Source organism: Paenibacillus sp. ov031 (assembly GCF_900143165.1).
In the GTDB taxonomy this organism is placed as follows: Bacteria; Bacillota; Bacilli; order Paenibacillales; family Paenibacillaceae; genus Paenibacillus; species Paenibacillus marchantiae.
In genome coordinates, this window is the sequence record NZ_FRDO01000001.1 from 728,254 (window position 1) to 741,396 (window position 13,143).

The 13,143-nt window shown below is 45.5% G+C and carries 12 protein-coding genes and 1 pseudogene; 11 read left to right on the forward strand and 2 right to left on the reverse strand.

Annotated elements, in window-relative coordinates; translation table 11 throughout:
• Positions 1-252: 252 nt before the first annotated feature.
• The 5 genes and pseudogenes from BUA17_RS03315 to BUA17_RS31085 all read left to right on the forward strand — a co-directional run bounded on the left by BUA17_RS03315 (position 253) and on the right by BUA17_RS31085 (position 3,764).
• Positions 253-1,344, forward strand: coding sequence for an HD-GYP domain-containing protein (locus BUA17_RS03315; RefSeq protein ID WP_063563441.1), 1,092 nt, complete (start codon positions 253-255; stop codon positions 1,342-1,344).
• Positions 1,345-1,629: 285 nt separating this feature from the next.
• Positions 1,630-1,767 (forward strand): annotated as a pseudogene (locus BUA17_RS31530) (IS1595 family transposase); the annotation flags it as partial.
• A 174-nt stretch (positions 1,768-1,941) separates the two neighbouring features.
• Complete coding sequence (locus BUA17_RS03325; protein WP_072732593.1) at positions 1,942-2,856, forward strand: phosphotransferase; 915 nt, start codon at positions 1,942-1,944, stop codon at positions 2,854-2,856.
• 269 nt (positions 2,857-3,125) lie between these two features.
• On the forward strand, positions 3,126-3,575 hold the full coding sequence (locus BUA17_RS03330) for an SRPBCC family protein (protein WP_342671810.1): 450 nt from the start codon (positions 3,126-3,128) through the stop codon (positions 3,573-3,575).
• 27 nt (positions 3,576-3,602) lie between these two features.
• Entirely contained in the window at positions 3,603-3,764 is a 162-nt protein-coding gene (locus tag BUA17_RS31085; RefSeq protein WP_157258459.1) for a hypothetical protein, read from the forward strand.
• Positions 3,765-3,770: 6 nt separating this feature from the next.
• On the opposite strand, the gene BUA17_RS03335 is transcribed toward BUA17_RS31085, so the two are convergent.
• Complete coding sequence (locus BUA17_RS03335) at positions 3,771-4,991, reverse strand: MFS transporter (protein ID WP_072732594.1); 1,221 nt, start codon at positions 4,989-4,991, stop codon at positions 3,771-3,773.
• Positions 4,992-5,236: 245 nt separating this feature from the next.
• Here BUA17_RS03335 and BUA17_RS03340 point away from each other — a divergent pair, with 245 nt between their 5' ends.
• The 3 genes from BUA17_RS03340 (at position 5,237) to BUA17_RS03350 (ending at position 7,271) form a co-directional block, all read left to right on the forward strand.
• On the forward strand, positions 5,237-5,821 hold the full coding sequence (locus tag BUA17_RS03340; protein WP_072732595.1) for a TetR/AcrR family transcriptional regulator: 585 nt from the start codon (positions 5,237-5,239) through the stop codon (positions 5,819-5,821).
• Positions 5,822-5,854: 33 nt separating this feature from the next.
• Entirely contained in the window at positions 5,855-6,106 is a 252-nt protein-coding gene (locus BUA17_RS03345; protein ID WP_072732596.1) for a hypothetical protein, read from the forward strand.
• 190 nt (positions 6,107-6,296) lie between these two features.
• Positions 6,297-7,271 carry a D-2-hydroxyacid dehydrogenase family protein gene (locus BUA17_RS03350; RefSeq protein WP_072732597.1) on the forward strand — a complete coding sequence of 325 codons (975 nt, stop codon included), beginning with the start codon at positions 6,297-6,299 and terminating at the stop codon, positions 7,269-7,271.
• A gap of 147 nt (positions 7,272-7,418) precedes the next feature.
• Here the strand turns inward: BUA17_RS03350 and BUA17_RS03355 are convergent, their stop codons facing one another.
• Entirely contained in the window at positions 7,419-8,456 is a 1,038-nt protein-coding gene (locus BUA17_RS03355) for a LacI family DNA-binding transcriptional regulator (protein WP_063563449.1), read from the reverse strand.
• A 418-nt stretch (positions 8,457-8,874) separates the two neighbouring features.
• Between BUA17_RS03355 and BUA17_RS03360 the strand changes: the two genes are divergently transcribed.
• The 3 genes from BUA17_RS03360 to BUA17_RS03370 all read left to right on the forward strand — a co-directional run bounded on the left by BUA17_RS03360 (position 8,875) and on the right by BUA17_RS03370 (position 12,944).
• A complete protein-coding gene (locus BUA17_RS03360) occupies positions 8,875-9,924 on the forward strand; it encodes a 2,3-butanediol dehydrogenase (RefSeq protein WP_063563450.1) in 1,050 nt (349 codons plus the stop codon).
• A 282-nt stretch (positions 9,925-10,206) separates the two neighbouring features.
• Entirely contained in the window at positions 10,207-11,520 is a 1,314-nt protein-coding gene (locus BUA17_RS03365) for a hypothetical protein (RefSeq protein ID WP_072732598.1), read from the forward strand.
• Positions 11,521-11,843: 323 nt separating this feature from the next.
• Positions 11,844-12,944 (forward strand): NADH:flavin oxidoreductase, encoded by a 1,101-nt coding sequence (locus BUA17_RS03370; protein ID WP_072732599.1) that lies wholly within the window; start codon positions 11,844-11,846, stop codon positions 12,942-12,944.
• Positions 12,945-13,143 lie beyond the last annotated feature (199 nt).

The following is a 13,143-nucleotide window of genomic DNA, read 5'->3' on the forward strand; positions in this document are numbered from 1 at the left end:
TTTTTTGGGCTTTTTGGTTATATATGTGTAAAGCGATATGCCAGATATCTAAATACAAATTCAAACCGGGACTTTTTTGAAAATGGGACTGAGAATAAAGTCTTATACGTTCGTATTTCCTTTTACGATTAAGGTCGTTTGGACTATGGAGAAAAAGAATGTATTTATCGATATAAAGTAGTATAGGGATTTTTGGGACCCGATCTAACGGGTACTGTTGACTATAAATGATTGTTCAGGGGGAATACCGATTTGAGAATCCATATTATGAACCTGCAAGATGGAGACCGTCTAACTGCGGATACATTCAGCGAAGCGGGATTACACGTTCTGGGTCAGGGTACTGTGATCAAAAGTGAAGATATCACCTTGCTGATGCAGCACCGCGTAGACTATGTGGATATTGAACCACGCGAGGAAGAGATCACGGAAGCGGAATTCTTTGCTGCTGCAGCAAAATTTGCATCTGGAGCAAGCACAAGCACCAAGGAAGAACCGCCTGAAGAAGAAATGAAATCCCAATTTATACAAACTGTACATAATTATCAATCCGCGTTTCTCGAAGCGCTGACTGTGGGCAAGTTCAACGCAACAATGGTGGACGATGCGCTTCAACCGATGGTGGAGGGATTGGACGAGCAAAAGGATGTCGTGCATCTCCTGATGATGCTGGAACGGGATGATGTCAATAACTACACACATTCCATTCAGGTTGGACTGTTGTCATTTTACCTAGCTAACTGGCTTGGTTATTCCCAAAAAGAAAGTTATCAGATCAGTCGTGGGGGCTATCTTCACGATATCGGCAAATGCAAGGTATCTCATCGGATACGCAACAAGGTGGAACCGTTAACCGCAGATGAACAGCTCGAATTGCAGCGTCACACGATCTATGGACATGATATTATCAAAAGCTCCATGACCGATGAGGCTACAGCGCTTGTAGCTCTTCAGCATCATGAACTGGAGGATGGTACCGGATATCCGATGCAACTGAAGAAAGACGAAATTCATCCATATACACAGATCGTATCAGTCGCTGACATATACATCGGGATGAGATCCGGCAGTCACGGAAGCAGCAATCCGAACCTGATCAATAACTTGCGCGATATTTATGCGATGGGATTCGGCAAACTGAATGAGAAGCCGGTTCAAGCCTTGATGCAGCATCTGCTTCCTAATTTTATTGGTAAACAAGTACTGCTGAGCAACGGCGAGCGGGGTGTTATTGTCATGAACAATACATCCGATATTTTTAAACCACTGATCAAGGTGGAATCGGAACAATATCGTGATCTGTCCAAAGAACGCACTCTTGCCATTAATGAATTAATTATCTAAGTTTGAATAACAAATGAATTCATACAGAAAACGGGCCTCCTATAAGATAACAGGGGACCCGTTTTTCATTTAGATCATGAACTGCGTTGTTCTTCATGGTGACCAGGACTATACTTTGCAAAGACCTTAATCTTCCTTTTTAGGCAAGAGTATGTTAAACTTTGTTGTTGATATTTGAAAAATACGAACAAGTGTTCTTTAATAAGGGCAATATAACTGTTCGGAGATGATTTGCCCATGGATTTAAACGAACTGAAAAAGCTTGCTGATACGTTGGACGATAATGGTAAGCGAGAACTTATCTACTTTTTGCAGTCCCGAACCAACAGCTACCACAGCCGCTTGAAGGAATGGATGGATCGCATCAATGGTGTTGCAACAAAGTATTTGCAGAATTACTTGGCGTGGTTTCGTTACTTAGACAGCAAGTATGAGAATACCGCGTCGAATAAGAAAAATATGTTGGTCAAATTGTGTCTGTTTACTGTGACCGACTCGGCTTTCTACTTATTCTTGTTAAGCTAACGGGCAGTTATGCGTAAATTCCAGGGAATGTAAACATCTAAATAACGTAAGGAACGAGGAGGCAGACAATTCATGGGAGGAACGAATGTATGGGATGCGGAGTGGGAGGTTAACGAAGAGCAGGCGCGGACGCTGATCGGCAGACAATTCCCTCAGCTGTCATCGAAGCAAGTAAAGCGATTGGGCTGGGGCTGGGACAATACGGTTTTTCTCATCGGTGACGAGTATGTGTTCCGGTTTCCAAGAAGAAAGATTGCAGTTGGCTCTATTCGTATGGAAGGGAAGCTGCTGCCGAAGCTGGAGGCATATATGACCATCCCCTATCCGAAACCGTTGTTTTATGGCGAAGCAAGTGGCGAATACCCGGCACCATTTCTTGGCTATGCCTACGTGTCAGGAGATTTCCCAATCGGTTTGACGGAAGAACGCCGGGCTTTATCGGCAGAGACGTTGGCGAAATTTTTGCGGAAATTGCATGAGTTTCCGGTGCAGGCGGCGCTGAAGTGCGGAGTTCAGCAAGATCATCGAAACTTGACGGACATAGCATCGCGCAAAGTGAAATTGGAGGGCTTTCTATCGAAGGTGGTTGAACACTTGTCGCCGGAGGAGTCCGGTGTGATCGAAGCGTATATTAGCAGGCTGCAAAAGGACCGTGTCGAGGCGGTGAATGCACTGCTACATGGCGATCTTCATTTCAAAAATATGCTTGTAAATGAGAACGGGATCGTTTCCGGCATCATTGATTGGGGCGATCTGAGCGTAGGCCATCCGGCTTGCGATTTGAGCGTTGCTTATAGCTTTTTACCACCTTACGCTCGCGGCGTGTTTTTTGAAACGTACGGAGGAGCGGACGAGGAAACGAAGCTGCTGGCACGGCTGATCGCGGTATACATCCCCATACTGGTCTTAATGCAAGCGGTCGATGATGGGAATGAAGCGATTGCGGTAGAGGCGAAATCCAACATCATGCGGGCACTGTCGGATTAGACTCATTATTTCGTTTCGGCTGTGGGGCTAGGCTATCGGCACCATTTTGTCGTTTAAAGGCCGCGATAAGGTACGATCCGCCTTCTCTGATGCCGCTTTATGTTGAGGAACACGAAATTCAACAGAGTAAGTCCTTGCGCTAACGGGACACGATAGCAATAAACCGCCTTTTCAACGAATGCGGTTTTCTTATGGTCAAATATCAACATTAGAATTTAACATAGCCTTAGGCAAAGGAAACAGAAAGGGAGTGATCGTCCTTGATTGAAGTGGTAACCGAGATTACAATACATGCGCCCATTGAGCGATGCTTTGACTATGCGCGGGACATTGATATTCATACCCGGACCGTCTGGAAACATACCCGTGAGCAGGCTGTAGCGGGTGTTACAACGGGCAGAATTGGTGAAGGCGATACGGTAACTTTCGAAGCGAGCCATTTCGGGATAAGGCAAAAGCTGACTTCCCGGATCGCCGCGTACAATCGGCCGTATCTCTTTGTGGATCAGATGGAGAAAGGTGCTTTCAAGAGCATGAGACATGAACACAGTTTTAGCAAGCTTGGAGAGCAGACCACTTGTATGAGGGACACACTGAGATTCGAAGCTCCCCTTGGCGTTCTGGGTTGGGTTGCAGAGCGGATTGTACTCAAGAGGTATATGCAGGCTTTCCTGGAGAGCCGTAATTTGAAGCTAAAGGCGTTACTAGAGAATAGATAGAGCCGATCTGTAAGGAGGAAATGATAGTTGATGGAAAACGAATATTTTGTAGGTTGGGGCACACTTGCCCTTATTAATGCCGGACTTGCTCAGGGAAAAAACAGAAGTGGTCGTAACTGGTTTCTGATTTCCCTGTTATTTGGTCCGTTAGCCACGCTGTTTATTGTGGTATGGAATAAGCTGGATTAAGTTCTTTTATTGATCCGAATTCCGATGGATATATCGATCAATGGTCCAGAACAGAAGCGCAGCGGCACTCACGCCTGCACCCAGCCAGCAAACGCCAGTCCAACCTGCCCATGCGTATACTTGAGTAGACGCAATGGAGCCGGTAGCACTTCCTATTGAATAAAAGATCATGTAGGCGCCCGTCAAACGGCTCTGCGCCTCAGGTCGAACTTCATAGATCAGACTCTGGTTGGTGACATGTACGGCCTGAACGGCAAGGTCCAGCATAATTACCCCAGCTACAAGCAGCCATAAAGAGTGGTGAACATAGCCAATGGGCAGCCAGGATAGAAGCAATATGACCAGAGCGACGCCCGTCGTCTTTTGTCCCAATCGCCGATCAGCCAGTTTTCCAGCACGTGCAGCAGCCAAGGCACCAGCAGCTCCCGCGAGACCAAAGGCTCCAATAGCAGTATGTGACAGGGAAAGTGGTGGAGCGCTAAGTGGCAACACCATGGAAGTCCATAACGTGCTAAAGGCTGTGAAAATTAACATGGCGAGAACGCCGCGTGTTCGCAGAATAGGCAACTCACGGTACAGTTGCATGACTGAAACAATTAATTGGGTGTAGTTGAGTTTCTCTCGCTTGGGTTCGTGTTTTGGGAGTACAAGAAACAGTGCGATAATCCCGAGTAATGTCAGACTGGCAGAGAAGAGATAGACTGATCTCCAGCCGATCCAATCGTTTAAGGTGCCTGCTATGGTTCGCGCCAGTAATATGCCTATGACGATTCCGCTTGTGACCAGACCGACGATACGCCCTCGTTCTGAAGGTACAGCCAGGGAGGCGGCAAAGGCAACGAGTGTTTGTGTAATCACGGCAAGCAGCCCGATGGCGGCCATTCCAATGAATAGAACCTGGCTGGATGATGAGGTGCCGACAGTAACCAGGGCGATTACGGATAAAAGCATCTGGATCATGATCAGCTTGCGCCGGTTCAATAGATCACCAAGTGGGACCAGTAATAACAATCCGAGGGCGTAACAAATCTGGGTTACGGTAATAACGATTCCAATAGAGGAATGAGAGATTCTAAACTCGTCAGCAATGGAGTCGAGCAAAGGCTGGGCATAATAAATGTTGGCTACCGCCAGTCCGCTGCACAGGGCAAATAACAGCGCGACAAGTCGGGACATGCCTGGACGTCCTTCGCTGAAGGGATGTGCTTGATGAGATGGATTTTGCATGGATGATTCACCTTTCTGTATTCGAATGTGGTAAGTTAGGGGGAGCGGTAAGAACACGGTTGAATTTAAATATACCGATCAGTACATTATGATTCCGAATAAACATACTTCACGCTTTGACACGATGTCAAGAAATAAAATGGAATGGTTGATTTTTCTTTTATAAATAAAGATAGGTTTGACATGGAAATTGGATCTAGATTAAAATAGATGTATACTGATCGATACATAAAGAGGGTGAATACATGGTTAGACAACGGGAATTTGATACGGATCAGGCACTGGAAGCAGCGATGCAGATTTTTTGGGATAAGGGATTTGAGGCGACGTCCCTAAGTGATTTGACAACAGCCATGGGAATTCAACGTCCCAGTCTTTATGCGGCTTTTGGTGACAAAAAGGAATTGTTTGAAACGGCACTTCGCAGATATACAACTTTGCATGCCGCGCAGGTCAGATCCAGGCTTCAACATACATCCTCTGTAAAAGAAGCCTTCCGTGCCTTATTTGAACATATTGGAGCAGAAGGGGATGTGACAGATACTCGTCATGGCTGTTTTTGCATCAATACGATGGTTGAACTGGCTCCACATGACCGCAAATTCGCTGTTCTGACACGCGAGCACCAGATGTATCTCGGGGCGATTTTCAAGGAGACGATTGAACGGGGGCAGGAAACAGGGGAATTGTCTAATGATCTCGACGCAAGTGCGTTGTCCAAGTCTCTGGTTGTATCGATGATTGGATTGACCGTGATGATGAAATCGGAGCCGGATCGCTCATTTGTGCAGCAGAGTATTAAGGTTACGTTATCGTTCCTGGAGGAATGAGGGAAGGATTTCATTTTTAGAAAGGGTGTTCATATGGAGCGTTATTTTCATAGGATCTACCTTGTCGTTTTATACATTATAGGTGTGCTGCTGACGACATACGGCGGGATGGGGATCATCGAGTTCAGTTTGATTGTGATTGGCATGCTTGCTTTTATTGCTATTGTGGGTTCGCTAACAGAGAATGATCAATCGAAATTAGATACGATTTTTTGGAAAATACGGTCCTTGCTTCAAGTGGCGATGGCCATACTGATGACGGCGCTGCTTTTCAAGCTGTTCTGAAGTGAGAGCGAGAAGCGGGAATCTGTTCCTGCTCTTTTTGTGTCTGAGGACATTGGGCAGATGAGGGCTTGAGTTGATACAATACAGATAGGGTATAGATTAAATTAGAGTGTATACTATGATTTACATATTCGGGTAACATGTTCAAAGAATGTTTGATGATGCACATATATGAGGAGGAGATTCAACCATGCAGACGAAGTTGCGTTGTGCCATATTGGATGATTATCAGAATGTAGCCCTTTCTTCAGCGGATTGGACTCCTATCCTGGATCGAGTTGAGGTTCAGACGTTCAATAACTATTTGGGATCAGAAGAGAAGGTCGTTCAGGAACTGCAGGATTTTGAAATTATTGTCTTGATGCGTGAGCGTACACCATTTCCTGAATCCGTGATTACACAATTGCCCAAACTCAAGCTTCTGATTACAAGCGGCATGCGCAATGCCTCCATTGATCTCCGGGCCGCGGAAGAAAGTGGAGTAATCGTCTGTGGCACGGAAGGCAGCTCGAACCCGCCGACGGAACTGACATGGGCGCTGATACTGGGTCTGTCCAGACAGCTGGTAACTGAAAATAACGCACTGCGTTCCAATCGGAATTGGCAGAGTACAGTTGGCATGGATTTGTACGGAAAGACACTGGGACTGCTCGGTTTAGGCAAGATTGGCAACCGGATGGCAGAGATTGCACAAGCCTTTGGCATGAACGTGATCGCCTGGAGTAAGAATTTGACACAGACAAGAGCAGAGGAGCAGGGAGTCCAGTGGGCAGAGACGAAGGAACAGCTGCTGGAACAAAGCGATATTGTTTCCATTCATCTGGTGCTCAGTGATCGCACTCGTAATCTGATCGGACGAGCCGAGCTGCAACGGATGAAAAATACTGCTTTATTGATCAATACGTCCCGTGCAGGCATTGTGGATCAAGAGGCGATGGTCGAAGCTTTACAGAATGAGTGGATTGCCGGGGCCGGTCTAGACGTATATGAACAGGAACCTCTTCCTGTGAATCATATGTTGCGTACACTGCCCAATCTGCTGGCAACACCGCATCTGGGTTATGTGACTCAAGGCAACTATGCCATTTATTTTAACCATACCGTAGAGGATATTGAGATGTTTATGAAAGGAACACCGATTAGACAATTGCTTACGAAGAAGTAATTGCTCGGAGGTGGGTTTGAGATAAAAGGGTGTGAATGAAGATAAAAAAAGGTGTTTCTCAGGACGAAATTCATTCCTGGTGAACACCTTTTTGTGTTTATCGAAGGTTTGGACAGTCCATTAAATCCGGTGTCTTCACAATCATTCTTATGCGCGTGGTCCTTGTGAAGATGAGCGGATCATGGCAACGCTGGACTCGCGCACAATTAACCGTGGCTCAAATTGAATATGCTCGTAATCCGTGGTGCTCATCTCTCGAATCCGTTTTAACAGCAATTCCGTAGCAAGTCGGGCCACTTCTTCGCCCATAATCGAGACTGAACTGATCTGCGGAGACGTAACGGTAGTCCATTGGTTATTATCAACGCCCACAACTGCGATATCTTCAGGGACACGAACGCCGAGTTCTTTAAACCGATTTACCAGTCCGATGGCGACCATATCGTTAATCGCGTATACGGCATCTGGCATGTGAGTCAGTCCATAGAAATAATCCGCTGCATTAGCTCCTGTATTCAATGAAAAATCTTCTCCGAAGTAAACAAGCGAGATATCTACATGTCCGAGTGCTTGCTCATAAGCCCGATAACGCTCTTCAATAATGTCTTTGGGAGCACCGGCATATGCAATGCGGGTCCGTCCAATCTTAATCAGATGTTCCATCACCAATTTCCCTTCAGGCTGTGAAAGAGAAACGACATCAGCTTTCATACCAGGGTCCAGCTTTTTACCGTAATTGATCATGGAAATGGGAAGGGGAGCTTTATCAATTAAACCAGGCAATGTTTTGGGATATGCCAAAGGCATGAAAATAAGCCCGTCCACGTGCAATTTTTTAATCGTACGAATGGTTTCCAGTTCCGTTCGTGCATTACCCGCCGTATTGATTTGAACCACATGATACCCATGCTGCTTAGCCGTTTGTTCAACAGACCAAGAGATCTCGGGAATGATAGCATTGCGTATGTCGGGAACAACCAGTGCGATCTGATGTGTCTGGCGTATTTTCAAACTCTGGGCAGAGGTATTGGGGACAAATCCAAGCTCCTCAATGGCCTGCAAGACTTTATCCCGTGTTTTGTTGCTGATGCCATCGGAATTGTTAATGGCTCGGGAGACGGTAGCGATACCTACACCTGCAAGTTCTGCAACGTCCTTGATCGTAATCTTCTGATCTTTACTCACGTTTAGTTAACCTCACTTCATCGGAAACGATTCCGAATTTTGAAAATATGTACGAATGGAAAGACAATCCTATACCTTGATTATAACATTTGAGCCAATAACTATCCCGTGAATACGATTGAAAGGACAGAGATGTCTGTTGGTTTTCCAAAAGAACCGAACGGATAAATAGAGATAAATCGCGCATTCTATATCCATTGAATTAAACATATACACGAGAACGGACAGAAAGCCACAGAGCAAAAAATGATCGATATATTGAAAACGCTGTTATTACACCAGAATTATCGACGTAAAATTCATAAGATAGACATATGTGTGACAAATTATGTTTGACAGCCTATTTAAAATGTGACATATTTAACTTACGGAAACGTTTCCGATTATATCAAAACTTATGATCTGGGAGATGAAACAAATGAAAGCATTGCGTTGGCATGGAGTAAAAGATTTGCGTCTCGAAAATATTGATGAACCCCGCCCTGAACAGGGAAAGGTTAAAATAAAAGTGGAGTGGTGTGGTATCTGTGGCAGTGACTTGCACGAGTACACTGCTGGCCCGATCTTCATTCCGGCTCAAGCACCGCATCCGCTAACAGGGGAACAAGCACCTGTTGTGATGGGGCATGAATTTTCAGGACAAGTCGTTGAAGTAGGAGAAGGCGTGACACGTTATAAGGCAGGTGACCGCGTTGTGGTGGAACCGATCTATGCATGTGGTCATTGTGAAGCCTGTAAACAAGGGAAATATAATTTGTGCGATCAGATGGGTTTCTTGGGTCTGGCTGGGGGAGGCGGAGGTTTCTCGGAGTATGTAACGGCTGAGGAATATATGGTTCATGCCATTCCTGATTCCATCTCGTACGAGCAAGGAGCGTTGGTGGAGCCTTCCGCAGTAGCTCTTCATGCTGTTCGTCAAAGCAAACTGAAAGTTGGCGACACTGCGGCTGTTTTTGGTGCAGGTCCAATCGGGTTGCTGGTTATTGAAGCGTTGAAAGCTTCTGGTGCATCGGATATTTATGTTGTGGAATTATCCGAAGAACGTAAAGCCAAAGCGGAAGAACTTGGCGCTATTGTTATTGATCCTACACAATACAAAGTAGTGGAAGAAATTCATGCACGCACCCAAGGTGGCGTGAATGTAGCTTATGAAGTAACCGGTGTTCCACGGGTGCTGCAACAAGCGATTGATTCAACACGTATTGGCGGTGAATTGATGATCGTCAGCATTTTTGAACAGGAAGCACCGATCCTGCCAAACTCCATTGTCATGAAGGAGCGTACGGTCAATGGCATTATCGGTTACCGTGACGTATTCCCGGCTGTGATTAGCTTGATGGCTAAAGGTTTCTTCCCGGCAGACAAGCTGGTAACCAAACGAATCAGCCTGGATGAAGTGGTAGAGCATGGATTTGAAGCACTGCTGAAAGAGAAAAACCAGGTTAAAATTCTGGTGAAAGCTGAGTAAATTTACCAAGCGAATCACAAGCCAAGTAATAGAGTGGAAGTCAGCGGATGGCAACACGTGCCCGGTTGGAACTCAACTGGAACTGATGTGCAAGCGGTAGGCAACCACAATGAATGAATGACAAATAGACAACGCATCTTCGGATGCGATTGTCTATTTTTTTTGCACAGAACGGGCGGAATTTGTTGCAAGTACGTTTCGTTTTACATAATATGAAAAGATACAATTTGTATCATTTTGATGTAAAGGTGTTATTTCATAAAAATGAAGGAGGAAGCGGACATGCAGAGCAATACAAAATGGGCAGCCGTGATTTTGACGATTGTTGCAGGCATGGGCTGGCTGCTTATGGGTAATTCGAAACCCAAAAACAATGTTTCAACCGATCATCAGCCAACTGCCGAACGGGCACTTGCCAAGGTGTCCAGTGCGCCTATCACATCCGCTGATGTGACGTCCAAGATTGAGTTGCTTGGAAAACCTTTTAAGAAAGCACCGTATGCCAATAATGTTTGGGACTTGCAGCTGTACAGAGGGAAAATATATATGGGTCATGGGAACAGCAGTAATTTAGGTGTTTCACCTAATGCGGGTCCTATTCCAGTCATTTATTACGATACAGCAAATCCCAGATTTATAACGCAGTCCGTCACCAATAGCAATCCGAGCATCGTTCCTTCGACCAAATTATTCGTAGATGAGGAACAGATTGATATTTATAAAGTGCTGAACGACAAATTGTATATTCCCGGAAATGATTCGGATGGTGAACAGTGGGATATGGGAAACTTCTACCGGTTAGATGGAGATGTATGGACAAAGTATCGCAATCTGCCGCTAGGTGTACACGTATACGATTTGGCGTCCTATCAGGGCAAACTGTTTGCAGCGCTGGGTACCGAGCAGAAACCGACCGTATTAATCTCTCATGATCAAGGCGAAAGTTGGCAAAAATTCGCCACCATCAATACGTTTGGCTTCAGGGCATATACGTTATTTGAGATCAAGGGCAAATTATATGCATCAGGCATGATGTATCCTGCCAATAAAATTTGGGGCGATAAAACCAATGTATTAGAGATTAATGAGAAGCTTGAAAAGAAAGACGTGGTCATTTATGGTAGCAAAATGCTCCCAGGATTATCCTATCAAACGGGCACAGTTCCGTATAATAAAATAGGGAAAAATATTAATTTTAACAATAAGCTGCTTTATATTGCCGGAGGGGTATTCAATGATGGGCAACTGTTACCCAAATCCTTGAATGTGATGACCGACATTAATCAGGCAGCGCGCGTCATTTTGCCAGATACTCAAGCGCTTCCTACGGATCTACTGCTTCGAGAAGGGAAAGTCTATGTGCTTACCTACACTCGCAAAAGTGCAAATCTCTATATAAACCGGGTGTATCAATCGACAGATCTGAACACATGGAATGAAATCCTCCGTTTTAACCAGGACACGTACGCCAAGTCTTTTGAAGAACACGAAGGTGATTTCTACTTTGGGCTGGGCACAGACCCCGACGTTCTATCGACTTCATCAGGCAAATTACTCAGAGTTAATCGCAATGATATCCCTGTTAATTCTAATTAAATGTAAGGAAGATTATGGATTATATACTATGCTTCATCCACATTTTTGGTTACAGAGAGAGCCGTTTAGGTTAATTGTACAGAGCAGGCCAAGATCGTAGAACTTCTTAGATGAAGCTACATCGAGCTTGCTCTATTTTTATGTTCAAGAGATTAATAATCCTTTTAAATCGAAAATTTGAAAATAAAAATCAGAAACTATAAAATAGAAAGGTGATATATCTTAACCAACTCACTGATTAACTTCTGTTGTAGTTATACAAGAGCATGTGCAAGAAAGTGTACATCTTTTCTTCCAATCTAATCGTAAAGGAGCATTACACAATGAATGTACCGTCAGCTTTGTTTAAATCATTTACCTCGGACAAGCTTACCCTGTCCAACCGGATCGTCATGGCACCCATGACTCGTGGATTTTCACCCGAAGGAGTACCCGGACCAGAGGTCGTGGAATATTATCGTCGCAGAGCAGCCGGAGGTGTAGGGCTGATTGTTACGGAAGGAACGGGGATTAACCACCCTTCATCCATTAGTGGCGCGAGCATTCCGCTGTTCCATGGCGAAGAATCATTGCAGGGTTGGGCGAATGTAGTCAAAGCAGTCCATGAGGCAGGTGGCAAAATCATGCCGCAATTGTGGCATGTGGGTACAGCCCGCCGTTCAGGGGACCTGCCTAATGCAGAAGCTGAGCCGGTAGGCCCATCGGGAATAAGCATGGCAGGTGAACCTGAGAGAGAACCATTGTCAGAGGACGAGATCAAGGGTCTTATCCAGGCGTTTGCCCAAGCAGCAGCAGATGCGCAGCGCATCGGTTTTGATGGTATTGAGCTTCACGGGGCTCATGGCTACCTGATTGATCAATTCTTCTGGGAGCACACCAATCGTCGTACAGATAAATATGGAGGCGATCTGACACAGCGCACGCGTTTTGCTGTTGAGGTTATTGAAGCATGTCGCGCTGCAGTAAGTCCTGACTTCCCGATCGTACTTCGTTTCTCCCAATGGAAAATGGGGAACTACGACGCACGGCTGGTGGAAACACCAGAACAACTGGAGCAATTCCTTGCACCCCTCACGGCTGCAGGTGTAGATATTTTCCACTGCTCTACCCGTCGATTCTGGCTGCCGGAATTTGATGGCTCAGAGCTGAATCTTGCAGGCTGGACACAGAAAATAAGTGGCAAGCCGGCGATCTCCGTTGGATCGGTAGGTCTCGAAGCGGAATTCGTGGACAGAGCGAACGAAAACCAGGGAACAGGTGACGCTCATCTGGATCAGTTGAACGAGAAAATGGAAAATAATGAATTTGACTTGATCGCGTTGGGGCGTGTACTGCTGAGTGATCCGGAATGGCCAAACAAAGTTCGCGAAGGGCGCCTGTCCGAAATTGTTCCTTTTACAGCAGAAGCATTGAAAACACTCTAAACTGAAAACAAACCTGATGCCGCCGAAAGGCGGCTTTTTCACCTCCCTATAATAATAATTTCAACATATGAAAAATTCACAATAGAAAACCCTTTTTCCCACCGCTGACACCTTTGCTCATCCCCTCCAATCACACACGCCCTAAGGAACAACACCATGAAGTACCACACTTTAAGCCCAAAAAGGGAAATTTTTTTGC